18 protein-coding genes are annotated in these 19,809 nt (G+C 71.4%); 15 read left to right on the top strand and 3 right to left on the bottom strand.

The genetic code is table 11. From position 1 onward, the window contains the following. The 3 genes from O3438_RS23120 to O3438_RS23110 are packed head-to-tail and all read left to right on the top strand — an operon-like array spanning nucleotide 1 to nucleotide 2,484. Complete coding sequence (locus tag O3438_RS23120) at nucleotides 1–732, top strand: phosphocholine cytidylyltransferase family protein (RefSeq protein ID WP_269683729.1); 732 nt, start codon at nucleotides 1–3, stop codon at nucleotides 730–732. After that, entirely contained in the window at nucleotides 720–1,787 is a 1,068-nt protein-coding gene (locus O3438_RS23115; protein WP_269681873.1) for an iron-containing alcohol dehydrogenase family protein, read from the top strand. Before O3438_RS23120 ends, O3438_RS23115 begins: the two co-directional genes overlap by 13 nt. Further along, nucleotides 1,762–2,484, top strand: coding sequence for a CDP-alcohol phosphatidyltransferase family protein (locus tag O3438_RS23110; RefSeq protein WP_269681872.1), 723 nt, complete (start codon nucleotides 1,762–1,764; stop codon nucleotides 2,482–2,484). The genes O3438_RS23115 and O3438_RS23110 overlap by 26 nt, the downstream gene beginning before the upstream one ends. A 193-nt stretch (nucleotides 2,485–2,677) precedes the next feature. Here the strand turns inward: O3438_RS23110 and O3438_RS23105 are convergent, their stop codons facing one another. Beyond that, a complete protein-coding gene (locus O3438_RS23105; RefSeq protein ID WP_269681871.1) occupies nucleotides 2,678–3,991 on the bottom strand; it encodes a glycosyltransferase family 4 protein in 1,314 nt (437 codons plus the stop codon). 24 nt (nucleotides 3,992–4,015) lie between these two features. On the opposite strand from O3438_RS23105, the gene O3438_RS23100 reads away from it, so the two are divergent. From O3438_RS23100 to O3438_RS23080, 5 genes are all read left to right on the top strand, one after another. Continuing rightward, complete coding sequence (locus O3438_RS23100; protein ID WP_269681870.1) at nucleotides 4,016–4,876, top strand: Fpg/Nei family DNA glycosylase; 861 nt, start codon at nucleotides 4,016–4,018, stop codon at nucleotides 4,874–4,876. Between the two features lie 264 nt (nucleotides 4,877–5,140). Beyond that, nucleotides 5,141–6,712, top strand: a complete 1,572-nt coding sequence (locus O3438_RS23095; RefSeq protein WP_269683728.1) for a sugar transferase — start codon at nucleotides 5,141–5,143, stop codon at nucleotides 6,710–6,712. A gap of 39 nt (nucleotides 6,713–6,751) precedes the next feature. After that, complete coding sequence (locus O3438_RS23090) at nucleotides 6,752–7,978, top strand: sensor histidine kinase (RefSeq protein ID WP_269681869.1); 1,227 nt, start codon at nucleotides 6,752–6,754, stop codon at nucleotides 7,976–7,978. A 23-nt stretch (nucleotides 7,979–8,001) separates the two neighbouring features. After that, entirely contained in the window at nucleotides 8,002–8,763 is a 762-nt protein-coding gene (locus O3438_RS23085; protein ID WP_269683727.1) for a LytR/AlgR family response regulator transcription factor, read from the top strand. Nucleotides 8,764–8,828: 65 nt separating this feature from the next. Further along, entirely contained in the window at nucleotides 8,829–9,491 is a 663-nt protein-coding gene (locus O3438_RS23080; protein WP_269681868.1) for a DUF5701 family protein, read from the top strand. 70 nt (nucleotides 9,492–9,561) lie between these two features. Here the strand turns inward: O3438_RS23080 and O3438_RS23075 are convergent, their stop codons facing one another. Continuing rightward, nucleotides 9,562–10,824 (bottom strand): WD40/YVTN/BNR-like repeat-containing protein, encoded by a 1,263-nt coding sequence (locus tag O3438_RS23075; protein WP_269681867.1) that lies wholly within the window; start codon nucleotides 10,822–10,824, stop codon nucleotides 9,562–9,564. After that, nucleotides 10,811–11,332, bottom strand: coding sequence for an RNA polymerase sigma factor (locus O3438_RS23070; RefSeq protein ID WP_269681866.1), 522 nt, complete (start codon nucleotides 11,330–11,332; stop codon nucleotides 10,811–10,813). The genes O3438_RS23075 and O3438_RS23070 overlap by 14 nt, the downstream gene beginning before the upstream one ends. A gap of 198 nt (nucleotides 11,333–11,530) precedes the next feature. Here O3438_RS23070 and O3438_RS23065 point away from each other — a divergent pair, with 198 nt between their 5' ends. From O3438_RS23065 to O3438_RS23035, 7 genes are all read left to right on the top strand, one after another. Next, the gene (locus tag O3438_RS23065; protein WP_269681865.1) at nucleotides 11,531–12,208 is read left to right on the top strand and encodes a response regulator transcription factor; all 678 of its coding nucleotides are present in this window, start codon (nucleotides 11,531–11,533) and stop codon (nucleotides 12,206–12,208) included. Next, the gene (locus tag O3438_RS23060) at nucleotides 12,205–13,278 is read left to right on the top strand and encodes a sensor histidine kinase (RefSeq protein WP_269681864.1); all 1,074 of its coding nucleotides are present in this window, start codon (nucleotides 12,205–12,207) and stop codon (nucleotides 13,276–13,278) included. The genes O3438_RS23065 and O3438_RS23060 overlap by 4 nt, the downstream gene beginning before the upstream one ends. 62 nt (nucleotides 13,279–13,340) lie before the next feature. Continuing rightward, nucleotides 13,341–15,035 carry a DUF4153 domain-containing protein gene (locus tag O3438_RS23055; protein ID WP_269681863.1) on the top strand — a complete coding sequence of 565 codons (1,695 nt, stop codon included), beginning with the start codon at nucleotides 13,341–13,343 and terminating at the stop codon, nucleotides 15,033–15,035. Between the two features lie 44 nt (nucleotides 15,036–15,079). Next, on the top strand, nucleotides 15,080–15,493 hold the full coding sequence (locus O3438_RS23050; protein ID WP_269681862.1) for a hypothetical protein: 414 nt from the start codon (nucleotides 15,080–15,082) through the stop codon (nucleotides 15,491–15,493). 1 nt (nucleotide 15,494) lies between these two features. Continuing rightward, a complete protein-coding gene (locus tag O3438_RS23045) occupies nucleotides 15,495–17,138 on the top strand; it encodes a sodium/solute symporter (protein ID WP_269681861.1) in 1,644 nt (547 codons plus the stop codon). A 192-nt stretch (nucleotides 17,139–17,330) separates the two neighbouring features. After that, the gene (locus tag O3438_RS23040) at nucleotides 17,331–18,095 is read left to right on the top strand and encodes an ABC transporter ATP-binding protein (protein WP_269681860.1); all 765 of its coding nucleotides are present in this window, start codon (nucleotides 17,331–17,333) and stop codon (nucleotides 18,093–18,095) included. Then, a complete protein-coding gene (locus tag O3438_RS23035; RefSeq protein WP_269681859.1) occupies nucleotides 18,080–19,783 on the top strand; it encodes an ABC transporter permease in 1,704 nt (567 codons plus the stop codon). The genes O3438_RS23040 and O3438_RS23035 overlap by 16 nt, the downstream gene beginning before the upstream one ends. Nucleotides 19,784–19,809 lie beyond the last annotated feature (26 nt).

The raw sequence follows: 19,809 nt of genomic DNA, 5'->3' as shown, positions 1-19,809 counted from the left end.
ATGATCGGAATGGTGCTCGCGGCCGGAGCGGGACGCCGGCTGCGTCCGTACACCGACACCCTGCCGAAGGCGTTGGTGCCGGTGGACGGCGAGACCACGATCCTCGACATCGCGCTGGGCAACCTCGCCGAGGTCGGGCTCACCGACATCGTGATCGTGGTCGGCTACGCGGCGGACGCGGTCGTCTCCCGCCAGGCGGAGCTGGAGAAGAAGTACGGGGTCACGATCACCCTGGTGCACAACGACAAGGCCGAGGAGTGGAACAACGCCTACTCGCTCTGGCTGGCCCGGGAGCACTTCGCGCGTGGCGTTCTGCTGGTCAACGGGGACACCGTGCACCCGGTGAGCGTGGAGAAGACCCTGCTCGCCGAACGTGGGCCGGGCATCCTGCTCGCTGTGGACACCCTCAAGCCGCTGGCCGAGGAGGAGATGAAGACCACCTTCGACGCCGCCGGCCAGCTCACCCGGATCACCAAGATCATGGACCCGGGCGAGGCGTACGGGGAGTACATCGGTGCCACGCTGATCGAGCCGCAGGTCGCCGACGCCCTCGCCGACGCGTTGGAGGCGACCTGGCGACGGGACCCGAACCTCTACTACGAGGACGGCTACCAGGAGTTCTCCGACCGGGGCGGGGAGGTGCGGGCCGCACCGATCGGTGACGTCCCGTGGGTCGAGGTCGACAACCACGCCGACCTGGCCCGCGCGCGGGAGATCGCGTGCCGCTACTAGCGCGGAGCATCCTCACCCCGCTGCACATCGACGTACGGCGTGGGGCGGTCGCCGACCTGGCCACGATCCTGGCCGACGGGCGGATCTCCTCCGGCGGTGACGTCGCGGTGGTGGTCGGTCCGGGCCAGGGTGCCCAGATCGCGGAGCTGATCCGGCCGTCGCTGCGGACCGCCGACGTGTTCACCGTCACCGGGGGCACGTTGGACGCGGCCGACGACCTCGGCGGCAAGCTCCGCGCCCGGTCGTACGACGCGGTCGTGGGCATCGGCGGCGGCAAGACCATCGACGTGGCCAAGTACGCGGCCACCCGTCGAGGGCTGCCGATGGTGTCGGTGGCGACCAGCCTCGCCAACGACGGGATCGCCTCCCCGGTGGCCAGCCTCATCACCGACGGGATCAAAGGCTCCTACGGCGTGCACATTCCGATCGCGGTGATCGTCGACCTGGACTTCGTGGAGAGCGGCCCGGACCGGCACAACCGGGCCGGCATCGGTGACGTGGTCAGCAACATCAGCGCGCTGGCCGACTGGGACCTGTCCCGCCAGGTACGCGGCGAGCCGGTCGACGGGCTGGCCGCCTCGCTCTCGCGAGCGGGCGCGGAGGCGGTGCTCAACCATCCGGGCGACATGACCGACGACGCGTTCGTCACCGTGCTGGCCGAGGCGTTGATCTCCAGTGGCCTGGCGATGGCAGTGGACGGCACCAGCCGGCCGTGCAGCGGCGGCTGCCACGAGATCATGCACGCGGTCGACTCGCTCTTCCCCGGCACCGCCTCACACGGCGAGCTGGCCGGGTTGGGCGCGCTGTTCTGCACCTGGCTGCGCGGAGATCTGCGCCGCTTCGGGGAGATGTCGGCCTGTCTGACCCGGCACGGGCTGCCCCGGCTCCCCGCCGAGGTGGCGCTCACCGACGACCAGTTCGTCGAGGCGGTGCAGTTCGCGCCGCGCACCCGGCCGGACCGCTACACCATCCTCGAACACCTGGCGCTGTCGCCTACCGAGACGCGGGAGCGGCTGGCAGACTACGCCGGTGCAATCCGCGACCAGCTTGGCTGACCCCCGTCCCACCGTCGCCGACTTCCACCGGGTAAACCGGGGCGGCGGCCTGTTCAGCGAGTCGATCAGCCAGTGGCTGGGTGCCGTCTTCGCGCTGGTCGCCCAGCGGCTCGGGCTACGCCCGACCGCGTTGACCCTCGCCAACCTGGTGCTCGGGCTGGCCACCTCGGTCACCGTGGTGGCACTCGCCGGCCCGGTCGCCGACGGAGACGTACCGGCCTGGGTGGTCGGCCTGCTCGCCCTGGTCGGCTGGCAGGTGGCGTACTCCCTGGACTGCGCCGACGGGCAGCTCGCCCGGGTGACCGGCCAGGGCAGCCCGGCGGGTGCCCGGATCGACATCCTCTGCGACGTGGCCGCGCAGATCGCGCTGGTCGCCGCGCTGGCCGCCACCGCCGTGGCACAGGAGCCGTCCACCCCGACCTGGCTGGTGGCGACCTTCGCGGGCACCTGGATGGTCAACCTGGTGACGTCGGTGATGCAGTCCGGTCCGAACGCCGCCAGCATGGTCACCTCGACCTCGCTGCCGGTCCGCCTGGTGAAGCTGGTCCGCGACTACGGCGCGGTGGTCTTCGTGGCCGCCCTGGTGCTGGCCGTGGCACCCGCGCTGGTCCTCTGGGTGATGGTCGCGTTCACCATCGTCAACGGCGGCTTCCTGCTGGCGAGCATCGCCTTCTCCGCCCGCGCCTCCCTGCGCTGACCCGCGTCGCGCCCGCCCCGCCCCCCGCTCCGCTCGACCGGCCTGCCCGCAAGATCCGCGCGACTTCCCCGACGTTGCTGCTTCCAGCGCCTGGGAAACCCCAACATCCCCGATGTCGTGTGGATCTTCAGGCCGAGCGCGATCTTGACCAGGTACGGCCGAGCGACGCAGGCCACCGCCGGGCGGGACGGGGTCAGGCGCGGGCGGAGGTACGGGCCACGCCCGCGTAGATGTCGATGAGCTGCTTGATGACCACGTCGGGGTGGAAGGTGCGCTCGTAGCGGGCCCGAGCGCCCGCTGCCAACCCGGGCGCGCCGGCCCGGGCGACCGGCAGGGCGGCGGCCAGCGCGGCCGGCTCCGGGGCGACGACCCAGCCGGCGTCGCCGAGACCGATCCCGGCCGGCATGGGCGACCCGCCACCGGCCACCCGGGAAGTGGCCAGCGAGGCGACCTCCGACGCTACCGGCGAGGCGACGGCGGAGGCGTTCTCGGCCGGGCCGGTGCCGGCGGGCTCGTGCGGGGCGTCGGCCCCGACCAGGTACGGAATGCCGCCCAACGCCGTGCCGAGCACCGGCCGACCACTGGCCAACGCCTCCAGGATCACGGTCGGCAGCACGTCGTGCCACATGGAGGCGGCGATCACCACTGCGCTCGCCTCGACCGCTGCCCGCACCCCGGCCCGGTCGATCTGACCGAGGTAGACCACGTCGGACCGCTCGGCGGCGGCGGACTCCACCAGCGGGCGCAGCTCACCGTCGCCAGCCACGCGCAGCGTGCCCAGCGCGCCCACCGGGTGCCGACGCCAGGCGTCCAGCAGCAGGTCAAGCCCCTTCTCCGGGGAGAGTCGGGCCATGTAGAGGAACCCGTCACCGAGCGGCGACGGCTGGCCCGGGTCGGGCACCGAGTTCGGCTTCACCACGATGCGTTCGTCCGGAATGCCGTAGTCGCGCAGGTGGTCGGCGATCGCCGAGGTGAGCGCGACGTACCGGTCCACCGAACGCCAGGTGCCGCGGTGCACGGCCAGGGTGGTCGCCATCAGGGCGCTCTGGGCCGCCGAATCGCGGTAGCAGCGGTGCTTGATCGCCGGCACCCCCAGCGCCCGGCCCTTGCAGTCCTGGCAGATCACCCCGTCCCGGAAGTAGATCCCCGAGGAGCAGACCTGCCGGTAGTTGTGCACCGTCTGCACCACCGGCACGCCGTGCCGGTGCGCGGTCCGCACCACCCAGGGCGAGATCAGGGGGTACGGGTTGTGCAGGTGCAGGACGTCCGGTCGGTGCTCGGTGAGCAGTCGGCTCAGGTCGTGCTGGGCGCGCGGAGCCCAGATCGGCGAGATCGGCAGCAGCGCCTTCGCGGCCTTCGACATCGACGGGATCTCGTCCGAACTGCGGATGAACGGCAGCACCTCGACGCCCGCGGCGGTGAGCTGGGCGATCTCCGAGTCGACGATGATGTTCTCGCCGGAGGGCTGTGCTTCCCGGTACCGGTTGTGCGCCACCACGATTCTCACGGGAAAGAAGGCTACCGTTGGCTGGTGCCCGAACTACCGGAGGTTGAGGCGCTCGCGGGTTACCTGCGGCAGCGCGCGGTGGGGCGGCGTGTCGACCGGCTGGAGATCGCCGCGATCAGCGCCCTGAAGACGTACGAACCGGCACCGACCGCCGTCGCTGGTCGGGCGGTGGTCGATGCCAGCCGGCACGGCAAGTTCCTCGACGTGCTGTTCGAGGGTGACCTGCACCTCGTGGTGCACCTGGCCCGGGCGGGCTGGCTGCACTACCGGGAGGCGTTCCCGGCCACCACTCCGCTGCGGCCCGGCAAGGGTCCGATCGCGCTGCGCGTACGCCTGGACGACGGTTCCGGCTTCGATCTCACCGAGGCCGGCACCCAGAAGAAGCTGGCCGCGTACCTGGTCACCGACGTGTCGGCGGTGCCCGGGGTGGCCAAGCTGGGCCCGGACGCGCTCGCTTCGGACCTGCCCACCTTCGCGGAGCGGTTACGGAGCCGGCGGGGGCAGGTCAAGGGGGTGCTGACCGAACAGTCGGTGCTGTCCGGGGTGGGCAACGCGTACTCCGACGAGATCCTGCACGCCGCGAAGCTGTCTCCGTTCGCGATCACCGATCGGCTCACCGACGCCCAGATCGCCACCCTGCACGCGGCCACCCGGCAGGTGCTCGGCGACGCGGTCGAGCGGTCCCTGGGTCAGCGGGCGGCGGAGCTGAAGGGTGAGAAGCGCTCCGGGTTGAAGGTGCACGCCCGCACCGGGCTGCCCTGCCCGGTGTGCGGGGACACCGTGCGGGAGGTGTCGTTCGCCGATTCGAGCCTGCAGTACTGCCCGACCTGTCAGACCGGCGGAAAACCCCTCGCTGACCGACGGTTGTCCCGTCTCGTACGGTGAGTAATTCCACGTGGCGACTACGGAGCGGAATCGGCCTTCCTGAGCGGAAGCTCCGGTCCGCCATTCTCGCCACGCGCGCATCCATCGGTATAGTGGCCCGGTCCCCGGCTTCTGAAATGGTGCGGAGCCGGCCAGATCCCGCCGGCACCATCGGTCGCCAATCTCCCTCGGGGCGGCGACCGGTCGGAGCCCGCGTGGGAGACTGGGACGGTGGGCGACCCGGGCCCTCACGCCGAGTGAGCGGCCCGTGTCATGCGGGAGGACATGGGTGAGGTGACGGCAAGCCTCCAGCGCCCGGTATCCAACGAAGGCCGGAGCAGACTCGTGCGGCACGTCGACAGCTTCGAGATCCAGCCGCCGACGCCGCCGTCACACAACGGCGTCCCTCGGTCGGCATGGACCAGGGCTCGACGCCGTGTCTCTCGTTGGCACCGCCCCTACATCGCAATCCTGCTGCTGCTCGACTTCGGCGCGGCGGCGTTCGCCAGCTGGATCGCGATCCAGCTGTTCGACCAGGCTGCCTCCGGGTTCACCGGCACCAACCAGGATCCGACCTGGTTCCACACGATCTCCTACCTGCTGCTTCCGCTCGGCTGGGTGGTGATCCTCTGGAGCAACCGGGCGTACGACCGGCGCTACCTGGGGCTCGGCCCGGACGAGTTCAAGCGGGTGATCCGGGCTGCGGTGACGGTGGCCGCGAGTGTCTCGTTCCTCGCCTTCGCCACCAAGACCGCGTTGTCCCGGTGGACGGTCGGCACGGCCCTGCTCGGCGCCCTGCTGTTGATCCTGTGGGGCCGGTTCGTGGCCCGCTGGGCGCTGCACTACATCCGGCGTCGGGCCGGTCAGGCCGCCCACCGGATGGTGCTGGTCGGCACCCTGCCGGAGTGCCTGGAGGTCTACGCGGCGGTCACCCGCAGCCCGGCCGCCGGGCTGGTGCCCGTCGCCATCCACATCACCGACGGCTACGCGGCGGCCCGGGGAATGCCGACACCGGTTCCGGTGTACGCCGGCCGCGACGTCCTGGCCCTGGTCCGCGAGGTCGGCGGGGACACCATCGCCGTCTGCGGGTCGGCCAGCGCCGAGCCGGGCGAGCTGCGCCGGCTGGCCTGGCAGTTGGAGGGCTCCGGCGTCGACCTGGTCGTCGCGCCGCAGCTGACCGACATCGCCGGGCCCCGGGTGCACATCCGGCCGATCGAGGGTCTGCCGCTGCTGCACGTCGAGGAGCCGACCCTCTCCGGTCCCGCGCTGCTGGCCAAGAACCTGATGGACCGGGTCGCCGCCGGCCTCGGTCTGCTGCTGCTGATCCCGCTCTTCGTGGTGATCGCCGTCGCGATCAAGATTTCCGACCGGGGGCCGGTGTTCTTCCGCCAACCTCGGGTGGGGCACGAGGGACGCACGTTCCGGGTGTGGAAGTTCCGGACCATGTACGTCGACGCCGAGGATCGGCTGGCCAGCCTCGTCGACCGCAACGAGACCGACGGCATGTTGTTCAAGATGAAGCAGGATCCTCGGGTCTTCCCGGTCGGCGGCTTCCTGCGGGCGTCGTCGCTGGACGAGCTGCCGCAGCTGATCAACGTGCTCTGGGGTGAGATGTCGCTGGTCGGGCCCCGCCCGTTGCCGGCCGACGACGGCGACTTCCTGGGCGACGTACGCCGCCGCCTGCTGGTCCGCCCCGGCATGACCGGCCTGTGGCAGGTCTCCGGCCGCTCCGACCTGTCCTGGGACGAGTCGGTCCGCCTGGACCTCTACTACGTCGACAACTGGTCGTTGGCGTACGACCTGAGCATCCTGTGGCGCACCGTCGGCGTGGTGCTCGCTCGAAAGGGCGCGTACTAGGGGCTTGGCGGGTCGGCTCGCAGGGGCAAGGATCGCTGCGTGGGTGCCAACCTCTCCGCCGTGGTCGGCGTCGTGTCGCTCGTCACCGCGCTGACGGCGGCCCTGTTGGCGGTGCTGCGGCTGCGCGCCCGCCGGGGCATCGCCACCGCCACCCAGCGGGCCACCTACGAGGTGCTGCACACCGCCGGCCTGGCGGCCGAGCCGCTGCGCGCGGGGCTGAGCGAGGCGGGCGCCGCGAAGGCCGTACGCCATCTGCGTGCCCTGGTGGGCGCTGTCGGGCTGGCGCTCGCCGACGCCGACCGGTTGCTGGCCCTCGACGGGCGCGGTACGCACCACGGCGATCAGTTGCTCGCGGCGGCCCAGCGGACTGTGGACACCGGCCGCTCGACGGTGCTCGGCGAGCAGGAGCTGCACTGCGACCGGGTGGACTGCCCGATCCGCGGGGCGGTGGTCGCGCCGTTGCAGGGAGCCGACGGTCGGGTGGTCGGCGCGCTGGTGGCCGTCGCCGACAGTCCACCACCGCCGGGGCTGGTGCAGGCCACCCTGGAGACGGCGCACTGGGCCGGTAACCAGCTCGCCCTGGCCGAGCTGGACTCGTCCCGGGAGCGGCTGGCCCGCGCGGAGATCCGGGCGTTGCGGGCGCAGATCAGCCCGCACTTCATCTACAACGCGCTGACCGCGATCGGCTCGTTCGTCCGCACCGATCCGGAGCGGGCCCGGGAGCTGATCCTGGAGTTCGCGGAGTTCACGAGGTACTCCTTCCGGGCGCACGGCGAGTTCACCACCCTTGCCGAGGAGTTGCGCTCGATCGACCGTTACCTGACCATCGAGCGGGCCCGGTTCGGCGACCGGTTGCAGGTGCGGTTGCAGATCGCCCCGGAGGTGCTGCCGGTGACGCTGCCGTTCCTCTGCCTCCAGCCCTTGGTGGAGAACGCGGTCCGCCACGGGTTGTCCCGTAAGCCGGGCACGGGCATGGTGAGCATCGAGGCCCGGGACGCGGGCGCCGAATGCCACATCACGGTGGAGGACGACGGAGTGGGAATGGACCCGACCACACTGACCGCCGGCATCGCCGAGCTGGCCCGCAGCACTGGCGACCCAGGCGACGACACGGGTCAGCACGTCGGCCTCTCCAACGTCGACGAGCGGCTCCGGTCGGTCTTCGGGGACCGGTTCGGCCTGGTCGTGGAGACCGGGCTGGGCTCGGGCACGAAGGTGAGCATGCGGGTGCCGAAGTTCCACCCGGGTGTACGGGCAGGGTCGTGAGCGAGCGAACCGGCACGGCCGCGGTGAACGCGTCGGGTTTCCTCCGGGTGCTGGCGGTGGACGACGAGCCGCCCGCGCTCGACGAGCTGGCGTACCACCTTCGGGCCGACCCCCGGGTGGCCCGGCTGCTCACCGCTGGTGACGCGACCGAGGCGCTGCGGTTGCTCCGCGACGGTGACGTTGACGTGGTCTTCCTGGACATCCGGATGCCCGGGTTGGACGGGATGGAGTTGGCCCGGGTGCTGCGCCGTTTCGCCCGGCCGCCGGCGATCGTGTTCGTCACCGCGTACGACGACGGCGCGGTGGACGCCTTCGACCTGGGTGCCACCGACTATGTCCGCAAACCCGTCCGCGCCGACCGGTTGGCCGAGTCGTTGCGCCGGGTGATCGGTTCGCGGGTGGTGCCGTCGCACCCGGCGGCCCTGGCCCGCGCGGAGGAGGACCCGACGATTCCCATCGAGTTGGCCGGCACCACCCGGATGCTGCCCCGGTCTGCGGTGCGGTGGGTGGAGGCGCAGGGGGACTACGCGAGGTTGCACACCGCGGAGGGGTCTCACCTGGTGCGGGTGTCGCTGGCCACGTTGGCGGAGCGCTGGGCCGACGCCGGTTTCGTCCGGGTGCACCGGTCGTACCTGGTGCAGTTGAAGTTGATCGCGGAGTTGCGTCTGGTCAACTCCGGCTATGTCGTGGTGGTCGACTCGACCGAGCTGCCGGTGAGCCGACGGCACACCCGGGAGTTGAAGGACAAGCTGGTCAGGGCCGCGAAGCAGGACTGGAATCGCTGACCCGGGAATGGAACCACGCTTACCGTACGTTGTACGCTAGTCCGTACGACTTCCGGGAGGCCGCCGTGACCGAGACCCCGTTCGACGCCGAGACCGAGTTCAATCGTCAGGTCGACCACCTGATGCACCTGGGCTACCCGGCCCTGGCCGGGCTGTCCGAGACCGCCTTCCGGGCCCTGGTCGCGCCCCTTCGGGCCAGGGCGATCGACGGCACCGCCGGGCTGCCCGCCCCCACCGACGCCCGGGTGCCGTTTCTGCTGGTGATCACCCGGGACCTGGTCGGGGTGCCGGAACGGCTCGGGCTCACCACGCTGGCCGGAAAGCGCAAGCCCGGCGTCGTCGACCGGAACTACGCCGAGGACGACCTGCCGCGCTTCGACCCGATCAAGGAGTTGGAGGTGCCGGCCGGGCCCGCCTACCTGCTCTTCGACGTGGACCGGGGCGAGGAGTTCCGCAACCTGGCCCCGGCCACCGCCATGGAGGGGATGACCGCCCAGGGTCGGCTGCCGCTCACCATCGACGAAGGGCTGGCGTTCGTCACGCTGCACCCGGCTGCGTTGGCGAGCAACAGGTGCTTCTCACTCGTCGGTTCCCGGTGTGGCGACAAGCGGGTACCGGCGCTCTGGATCAGCCAGGGGGCACCGAAGCTGGGCTGGTGCTGGTACGGCAACCCGCACACCTGGCTCGGCTCCGCCTCGGCCCGCCCGGAGCGCGTCGGCCTGGAGTGACCGTCACTTTCGGCGTCATGCAGACGGGGCCGGCGGCAGTTCACCGGCCCCGTCGCACGTCCGGCGGCGCTCAGTCCGGAAGTGGAAAGCGCGTCCAGGATGTGCCGTCGGCGGTCAGCTGCACGTGGTCCGCACCGCCAGTCGTCATGTCGTCCCGGCCGTAGAGCCAGGCGTGTCCGGGAGCGGCACCGACGCTCCCGTCGCGTCGCTCGTACTCGCGCATCTTCTTGAAGTGTCGCCCGGCATCCAGGCCGATCATGACAGTGGACCTGTTGCCGGATGGCTGCATGTTTCCCGCCTCGACGAGCAGCAGGGCCCCGTCCGAGCCGACGACGAGGAACCGGGTCTCCAACGAGTTGGGTAGGTCGGTGCCCATGTCCGCCCAGGTTCGCCCGCCGTCCGTGGTGCGCAACAGCTGCGACGTGCCCTCGACCTCCATGGGCTGGGCGCCGGGCGGTGGTGGCGGCGCGATCAACAGGTACGCCTCCTGCGCGCTGACCCCTGCCACCGCGATCACGTTCGCTCCCACTGGCGGCTGCCAGGTGCTCCAGGTGGCTCCCCGGTCGACGCTCCGCGCGACCACCATGACGCCGATGTCACCCGGCCAGTAGGTCACCCAGATAGTGCCGTCCACACTCGGATAGATGCTGGCTGGCGGGTAGGGCGACGGCTGCTTGCCTCCGAGCCGGTACACCGCCCCCGTCGACGAGACCGCCAACGGTTCACGCAACGCCCCACAGCCCCGGCCCCACTGGCAGAAGACCGGCTGTGCTTCCGCCGGAAAGGACGGCACCGTCACCATGACCTGCTCGGCGTCGCCCCAGGTGCGGCCGTAGTCGGTGGAGAGCAGGAGCTGGTCGCCATCGCGGACCAGGTAGGAGCGCTGGCTGAGCACCGAGAACTCCGGGTTGCTCAGCGGATTCCCCTCCTCGTCCGATCCGCACTGGTTGGTGGTGCGATAACGGGTCGTCTCATCATCGGTCCAGCTCTGCCCGCCGTCGTCGGTCTGTCGGAATCGCACCGTGAAGCAACCCTCGTCGGCGTCCCACACACCCGCTACGACGGCCGACTCCGGCCCGGTCAGGAAGAACTCGCCGCCACGGTCCGGCCTGATCGGCGGCTGATCCGGGCCGGTCCACCCACCCTGACCGGTGTTGCCGAACAGTGGCGACACCGCCGCGCCGGCTAGGGCGACAACCAGCACAAAAGCCATTCCGCTGGCGCGCCGTCGGCGGCGAGCCAGCGCTGCCGCCCGCACGTCGTCCAGAGGGGGCTGGCGGACCGCGTCGGCGACGGTGTCGACGTCGAAGCCAGTGAACTCATGATTGGACATCGATCCTCCCGATGCTCGTGCTCTCGCTGATCTCCGAGTCGGTCAGCAGCGCAGCGAGCGCCTGCCGACCCCTGGACAGCCGGGACTTCACCGTGCCGGGCGAAACGCCGAGGGTCGCCGCCACCTCGTCGATCGGCAGGTCGACCAGGTAGTGCAGGGCCAGTGCGTGCCGCTGGCCCTCGGGAAGGCCGCGCAGGGCGGCCAGCAGCGCCAGGTGCTCCGGTGAATGGTCGGCAACCGCTGGCGGAGGGCCGATCCGACGCAGCAGCCCGCTCAGCACACGGCGTCGGCGATGGCGACTGCGAGCAACATTCACCGCGACCCGGCGCAGCCACGCCTCCGGATTGTCGAGGCCGGTGAACCGACCAGGCTTCACCAGGGCCCGGGTGAACGCCTCCTGAACCGCCTCCTGCGCCTCGCTCAGGTCTCCGGTCATCGCATAGAGCTGGACCACCAGGCGCCGGAAGCAGCTGCCGTACAGCTCGGAGATCACATCGCTGTCGGACATCGTCACCCCCTTTCTCATCTGTCCCACTCCTGGGCGGAGGAAAAGGTTCCGGGTGAAGGTCGTCCACAACGGGTCTCGGGAGTTGCCACACGCCAGCGGAGGTCATCCCGGAGTTATCCACAGGCGTGAGCCGTTCTCCACAGGTTGTTCACAACGCCACCCACCGACCTCCACGGCTGCTCCCTACAGTCAGGACCCATGACGCAACGTCGGGTACTGGTGGTCGAGGACGAACGGACCATCGCCGAATCCATCGCGGCTCGACTCAGGGCCGAGGGTTTCTCGGTGGAGATCGCCGGGGACGGGCCCAGCGCCGTCGCACAGTTCCGCGCCGGACAGCCGGACCTCGTCGTCCTCGACGTGATGTTGCCCGGTTTCGACGGCCTGGAGGTGTGCCGCCGGATCCAGGCCGACCGACCGGTGCCGGTGCTGATGCTCACCGCTCGCGACGACGAAACCGACCTGCTGGTGGGGCTCGCGGTCGGTGCGGACGACTACCTCACCAAGCCCTTCTCGATGCGGGAGTTGGCCGCCCGGGTGCACGTCCTGCTGCGGCGGGTGGATCGGGCCGCCACCCCGACGCCGCCCGCGATCCGGCTCGGCGATATCGAGATCAACGAGGCCGAGCGGCGGGTTCGCCGGGCAGGTGCCGACGTGCACCTCACTCCGACGGAGTTCGACCTGCTGGTCCACCTCGCCGGGCGTCCCCGCACGGTGCTGCCGCGAGAGCGACTGCTCGCCGAGGTCTGGGGATGGGCCGACGGGAGTGGCACCCGCACTGTGGACAGCCATGTCAAGGCGCTACGCCGCAAACTCGGCGCCGACCTGATCCGGACCGTCCACGGTGTGGGCTACGCCCTGGAGGTGCCCGCGTGACCGGCCACTTGTTCGACTGGGTGGAACGGGTGTTACCCCGGCCACTGGACCCGGTTCGCTCGATCAAGATGAAGCTCGGCGTGCTGCTCGTCGCATCCTGGGCCGTGGCCATCGGCTACTTCTGGTACGGCATCGGTTGGCTCCCGCCGGGCACGGCGGTCACCAGCATCTGCATCGGTCTTGTCACCTCGCAGGTGCTCGCCCACGGGATGACCTCGCCGCTGCGCGAGATGACGGCGGCAGCCGGCGCGATGGCCCGGGGCGACTACACGCGACGGGTACGCGCCACCTCCCGGGACGAGGTCGGCGAGCTGGCCCAGGCCTTCAACAAGATGGCCGAGGACCTGCACGCCGCGGACCAGCGCCGCCGCGAGTTGATCGCCAACGTCTCGCACGAGTTGCGGACGCCGATCACCGCGTTGCAGGGCGTGCTGGAGAACATGGTGGACGGGGTGGCCGACCCCGAGCCGGCGGCGCTGCGCTCGGCGTTGGCCCAGACCGAACGGCTCGGACACCTCGTCGCCGACCTGCTCGACCTGTCCCGCCTCGACGCCGGCGTGGTGCCGTTGCGGCGGGTACGGATCGACGTGGGGGACTTCCTCGACGAGGCGGTGGAGCACGCCACCGCGAGCGCGTCCGGAGCCGGCCTGGACGTACGTTTCGAACTCCGTGACCTGCCGTCGCCGCTGACGGTGCACGCGGACCCGTGGCGGCTGCACCAGGTCTTCGCGAACCTGCTCGACAACGCGGCGCGGCACAGCCCGCCCGGCGGCGTCGTCCGGGTCACCGCCGAAGAGGACGGCGACCATCTCCGCGTCGAGGTGAGCGACGAGGGCCAGGGCATCCCGCCGGCCGAGCGGTCCCGGGTCTTCGAACGGTTCACGCGTGGCGACCGGTCGGCCGGCGGCGGAACAGGTCTCGGTCTGGCGATCGCGCGATGGGTCGTCGAGCTGCACGGCGGTCGCATCGCCGTCCTCGACCCCATCGGCCCGCACCGGAGCGACCGACCCGGTTGCCGCATCCAGGTCACCATCCCGGACAACGGCTCCCACCGAAAAGAGGCCGCATGACCAGCCCTGGCAGCGTTCCCGTTCCGGCCACCGGACCGACCGGAGCGCAGGTCCCTCCGCTCGTGAGACCTGGCCCAGCCGCGCCGCCGACCGCCGGTCAGCTTCAGCCATGGCCACCCGCGCCGGTCCTGCCGAGGCGGCCGTCGTTCACCGAGCGGCGTTGGCCGGGGCCGTCGGGTGCGGCCCGACCGCTCGTCCTGGCCGCGCTGACGGCGGCGACCGTCGTCGGCGCGTCCGCGCTCACCGTCGTTCGTCCCGGCCTCGGCTGGCTGGTGGCGGCACTGGCCGGCGTCGCCGCCCTCGGCGTCGCCGCCGTCACCGCCACACCGGACCCGACGAGCCCTCCGGCGGCTGCCCCGACACCGCAACCGACAGGTCCAACGACAGCCACGCCGGCACCGAAGAGCCCTGCGACGACGTCGGCAGCCAAACCGGCTCCGTCGACCGCGGCGACCGCCGCCCGTCCCGATGCCACGGGGGCACCGGGGCGGGCGGCACAGGTCGCCTGGGCTGTCGCGACGCTCGCGTTGATCGCCGTCGGCACGGTTCGAGCGGCCGGCTGGCTCTTCGCCCTCTGCCTGCTCGCGGCGGTGGTGACCGGGACGCTGGCGCTGACCGGCGGGCGAAGCCCACTCGGAATGCTGATCGCCGCGACCCTGCCCCCGGCCGCGACGGTACGGGCGCTCCCCTGGGCCGTACGCGGGCTGCAGGGCAGGCGGTCGCGCACCTCGGATGCTCCGGTCGGGCGCATCCTGACCAGCCTGGCGCTCTCGGCCGGCCTGCTGATGCTGTTCGGTCTGCTCTTCTCCTCCGCCGACGCTGTCTTCGCCGACCTGGTCACCGGCCTGCTGCCCGACGTCTCGTCGGTAGGTGTGGTCGACTGGATGGTGCGGCTGCTGCTGATCGGCGGAGGCCTGCTCGGGGGCGCCTTCCTGGTGAGCCGCCCGCCCGACCTGGAGGGCCTACGCCCGAAACAACCCCGCACGGCGCACCGACTGGAGTGGACCCTTCCGCTGGGGATGCTCGTCGCCCTGTTCAGCGTCTTCGTGCTGGTCCAGCTGACAGTGCTGTTCGGCGGCGCCGGGCACGTGTTGCGTACGGCCGGACTCACCTACGCCGAGTACGCCCGCGGCGGGTTCTGGCAACTGCTCGCCGTCACCGCGCTCACCCTCCTGGTGATCGCCGTCGCCGCCCGGCGAGCACCGAAGGCGACCCGGGCGGACCGCCTGCTGGTGCGCGTACTGCTGGGTGCGCTCACCGGGCTCAGCCTGGTGATCGTCGCCTCGGCGCTCTACCGGATGCAGGTCTACGCCGACGTGTACGGCGCTACCCGGCTACGGCTCGTCGTGGCGACCATCGAGCTGTGGCTCGGGCTGCTCTTCGTACTGGTCGGAGTGGCTGTGGTGCGCTTGCGGGCGGATTGGCTGCCCCGGTTGGTGATCGGCACGGCGGTGCTGGCACTGCTCGGCCTGGCCCTGGTCAACCCGGACCGGTTGATCGCCGAGCGAAACGTCGACAGGTACCTGGAGACCGGCCGGCTGGACGTCGGCTACCTGTCCGGGCTGTCGGCGGACGCCGTACCGGCACTGGTCCGGTTGCCCGAGCCGGTACGCGTGTGCGCGCTGGGGCAGATCGCCGCCGAGTTGCCCCGGGACGGGGTCTGGGAGACGAACCTCGGCCGGGAACGGGCGCGACGCGAACTCGCCTCGGTTCCGGTGACCACGCCTGTGGACTGCCCCGGCATCGGATCGTGGTGAGCGTCAGCGCTTGACAATCGCGCACGGCGGGCGAGACTGCCGGGGTGGCCGAGCAAATCCCTGACGTGGGGTCGGGCGGTGCGGTACCACCGCCCCGGCGGGCCCGGATCGTGCTGGCCGAGATCACCAGGCAGGACACCCGCGCCGAGCGGACCCGCGCCGAGTTGGCCCAGCAGACCCAGGTCGGTGAGGCGCTGGTCCGCGGCTTGGTCCGGGCCCAACTCGCGTTGGCGCTGCGGCTCTCACTGGTGGTGGTCATCGGGTTGGGCGGGTTGCCGTGGTTGTTCGCCATCGCGCCCTCGCTCGGCCGGACCACCGTCGCCGGTGTCAACCTGCCGTGGCTGCTGCTCGGTGTGGCCTCGTTCCCGTTCCTGATCGGGGTGGGCTGGGCGTACGTGCGGCTGGCCGAACGCAACGAGCAGGACTTCACCGACCTGGTGCAACGGCCGGAGCACTGAGGTGGGCAACGATTTCGTGGTGCCGGCCATCGTGGCGGTCACCCTGGTCACCGTCGGCATCGGCTTCTACGGGCTCCGGTTGGCCCGGACCACGTCCGACTTCCTGGTCGCGTCGCGGGCGATCAGCCCGACGTGGAACGCCGCCGCGATCGGCGGGGAGTACCTGTCGGCGGCGAGTTTCCTCGGCATCGCCGGGTTGGTCCTCAAGTACGGCGTGGACGTGCTCTGGTATCCGGTCGGATTCGCCGCCGGGTACCTGGCCCTGCTGCTCTTCGTGGCGGCACCGCTTCGCCGGTCCGGCGCGTTCACCCTGCCCGACTTCTGCGAGCTACGGCTGGGATCACGTCGGCTACGGATCCTGGCCACCGCGTTCGTGATCTTCATCGGCTGGCTGTACCTGGTGCCGCAGCTCCAGGGGGCCGGGCTCACGCTGGCCACGGTGGCCGGCTCCCCGTACCCACTTGGTGCCCTGCTCGTGTCCGCCGTCGTCACCGCGAACGTGGCGCTGGGCGGCATGCGGGCGATCACCTTCGTGCAGGCGTTCCAGTACTGGCTCAAGCTGACCGCGCTCGCCGTACCCGTGATCTTCCTGGCCCTGCAGTGGCAGGCCGACGGCCGCCCCGCGGTGACTCCGCCCGACGGGCCGACGTTCCGGGCCGCGACCACCGTCGTGGTCGAGCACCGCGCGACAGTCACCCTGCCCGACGGCGACATCCGGGAGGTACGCCCCGGCGACGAGCTGACCTTCGCGGCCGGCGATCCGGTGCCGGAGGTGTCCGGGGTGGCCACCGAGGCGAACGACTGGCTGCTGCCCAGCGCCGCGGGGGACGACGACCGAGGGCTCTTCGCCACGTACTCGCTGATCCTCGCCACGTTTCTGGGCACCATGGGCCTGCCGCACGTGCTGGTCCGCTTTTACACGAACCCGGACGGTGCGGCGGCACGTCGGACGACACTGGTCGTGCTGGCCCTGGTCGGCGCCTTCTACCTGCTCCCCACCCTGTACGGGGTGCTCGGCCGGATCTACACACCGCAGTTGCTGGTCAGCGGGCAGACCGACGCGGTGGTGGTCTTGCTGCCCGGCGCGACCCTCGGTGACGGGACGGTTGGCCGGCTGCTCGCCGCGCTGGTCTCGGCGGGCGCGTTCGCGGCGTTCCTCTCCACCTCGTCGGGGTTGCTGACCAGCGTCGCCGGGGTGATCTCGACGGATGTGCTCGGCCGAGGCTCGGTACGCGGTTTCCGGCTGGCCACGGTAATCGCCGGAGCGGTGCCGACGATGTTGGCGTTGCATGTCTCCGGGATGGACGTGTCGCAGGTGGTCGGGTTGGCCTTCGCGGTGGCCGCGTCGAGTTTCTGCCCGCTGCTGGTGCTCGGCATCTGGTGGCGTGGCCTGACCGACCTGGGCGCCGCCGCCGGGGTGCTGGTCGGCGGCGGGGCGGCGATCGGGGCGGTGCTGGTCACCGTGCTCGGTCCGCCGTTGTCCGGCTGGCCGGCCACGCTCACCACGCAGCCGGCCGCCTGGACGGTGCCGCTGGCGTTCACGGTGATGGTCGCGGTGTCGATGGCGACCCGTCGGCGGGCACCGGCCGACGTCGCGGCCACCATGCTCCGCCTGCACACCCCCGAAGCCCTCCGCATGCAGTGACCTGCGCGCCGGCCGCCAGATCCACTCCACGTCGACGATGTGGCGGCATGCCGAGGCTCTGACACCCCGACATCGGCGATGTGGAGTGGATCAACCGCCGTCGAGGGCGGATCGGGGATCTACGACTTCAGGATGATCCCGATCCGCCCGCCGCCGGACGCGGAACTGGCCGTCGCCGGATAGCGTCGACGCATGATTGTTGAGCACCCCGCGCTCGCACTGCGTGGCCTGGCCAAACGGTTCGACGGCACGATCGCGGTGGCCGGCGTCGACCTGGACGTCCCCGCCGGTTCCTTCTACGGGCTGCTCGGCCCGAACGGTGCCGGCAAGACCACCACCCTGTCGATGGCGGTCGGGCTGTTGCGACCGGACGCCGGCTCGGCCCGGGTGCTCGGGCAGGACGTCTGGCAGGACCCGGTCGCCGCGAAGCAGCTGTTGGGCGTGATGCCCGACGGGGTACGCCTGTTCGACCGGCTGACCGGGGCGGAGCTGCTCGCGTACAACGGGTTGTTGCGGGGGATGGACCCGGCGGTGGTCGACCAGCGGGCCGCGGAGCTGCTGGACGTGCTGGCGCTCGGCGACGCCGGTCGCACGCTGGTGGTGGACTACTCGGCGGGTATGAAGAAGAAGATCGGCCTGGCCTGCGCGTTGCTGCACGGCCCGCGGGTGCTGGTGCTGGACGAGCCGTTCGAGGCGGTCGACCCGGTGTCCGCCGCGCTGATCCGCGACATTCTCAGCAGGTACGCGGCCGGCGGAGGCACTGTGGTCTTCTCCAGTCACGTGATGGAGGTCGTCGAGCGGCTTTGCTCACACGTGGCGATCCTCGCCGGCGGCACCATCAAGCGGGTCGGGACGATTGGCGAGGTCCGTGGTGACCGCTCGCTGGAGCAGGTGTTCGTCGAGGTGGTCGGCGGGCGCACTGCGACGGGCGAGGAGCTGTCGTGGCTGTCGCAGTGAGCACGGACGCCGGGCCCACCGCGCCCGTACGCACGGTCTTCGCTCGACACTTCGTACTGCTGAAGCTGCGGGTGATGGGCAACAGCTTCCGGGGTCAGGGCTGGCGGATCGCACTGTTCATCGGTGGCGCGCTGCTCGGGCTCTGGTTCGCCGTCAGTGGTTTCTTCCTCTTCGCCCTACCCGGCCTGACCGGCGACGGCCAGTACGCGGTGCTAGTCGGTGCGGCGGGCGGGGGCCTGCTGGTGCTCGGCTGGCTGCTTCTACCACTGGTCTTCTTCGGTGTGGACGAAACACTGGACCCGGCCCGGTTCGCGCTGCTGCCGTTGTCGCGTCGCACGTTGGTGACCGGTCTGTTCGCGGCGGCTCTGATCAGCGTTCCGGTGTTGGCGGTGCTGATCGCGACGTTCGGGCTGGTGCTCACCTCCTGGTCGCTGGGCGGCTGGTCGGCGGGGTTGGTGGCCGTGGTCGGTGTGGTCGCGGGGCTGCTGCTCTGTGTGGCCGCCAGCCGGGCGGTGACCAGCGCCTTCGCCACCATGCTGCGGTCCCGGCGGGTCCGGGACCTGGCGGCCGTGCTGCTGGCGGTGGTCGCCGCACTTCTCGGCCCGTTGCAGATCTTCGGTCTCGCCGCGCTACGGGAGACGGACTGGACCCGGCTGACCGGCGCGGCGACCGTGATCGGCTGGACGCCGCTCGGCGCACCGTGGACGGCCGGCATCGACGTGGCCCAGGGACGGGTGTGGGCGGCACCGGTGAAACTGCTGATCACGGTGGTGGCGCTCGGCGCCCTGCTGTTCTGGTGGTCCCGGTCGCTCGAGTCGGCCATGGTGGGCGCGGCGAGCGCCGGTAAGGCCCCCGCGCGGCGCGGCGTGGCCGGTGGCGCCGTCGCCCAACTGTTCCCCCGTGCCACCGGCTGGGCCCGCCGGGACCGCTTCGGCGCGCTGGTCGCCCGGGAGGCCCGGTACTGGTGGCGGGACGCGCGCCGCCGGGCCAACCTGATCACGATCGCGGTGGTCGGGATCTTCGTGCCCGTGTTCATCAACGTCACGGGCGGGGACTTCGCGGCCATGGAGGGCGAGGGGTTGACTGCGGCTGCCAGCGACACCTCACCGGTCGTGGTCACCATCTCCATGGTTCTCGTGGGTGTGCTCGCCGCCGCCACCCTGGCCAACCAGTTCGGCTTCGACGGCAGCGCGTACGCCGCGAACGTGGTGGCCGGGGTGCCCGGCCGGGTGGAGCTGCGGGCGCGGATGACCGCCTTCTCGCTGTACGTACTGCCGATGCTGGCGTTCGTGTCGGTGGTGCTGTCGGTGCTGCTCAGTCGACCGGGTTGGATCGGGCTCACCTTCGGCAGCCTGGTCGCCACCTACGGCGCGGGGCTGGCGGTGAACAGTTTCGTCTCGGTGCTCGGGGCGTACTCGCTGCCGGAGACGAGCAACCCGTTCGCGATGAACAGCGGTGCGGGCCTCACGAAGGGGCTGCTCACCCTGCTGACCATGCTCGTGTCGGCGGTCGCGGCGGTGCCGATGGTGGTGGCCGCCGCGCTGCTCGGGGACGCCTGGCTTTGGCTGGCCCTGCCGGTCGGCGCGGCGTACGGGTCGGGCGCGGCGCTGCTGGGCGCGTACCTGGCCGGCGACGTGTTGGACCGTCGGCTGCCCGAGTTGCTGGCCACGATCACGCCGCGCCGCTGAGCAGTGGCGCGTCCCGTCCGGTCGAA

Source organism: Micromonospora sp. WMMC250, from assembly GCF_027460215.1.
Lineage (GTDB): Bacteria > Actinomycetota > Actinomycetes > Mycobacteriales > Micromonosporaceae > Micromonospora > Micromonospora taraxaci.
Note: the sequence above shows the minus strand (reverse complement) of the source record. Positions and strands in the feature narration are given on the sequence as shown.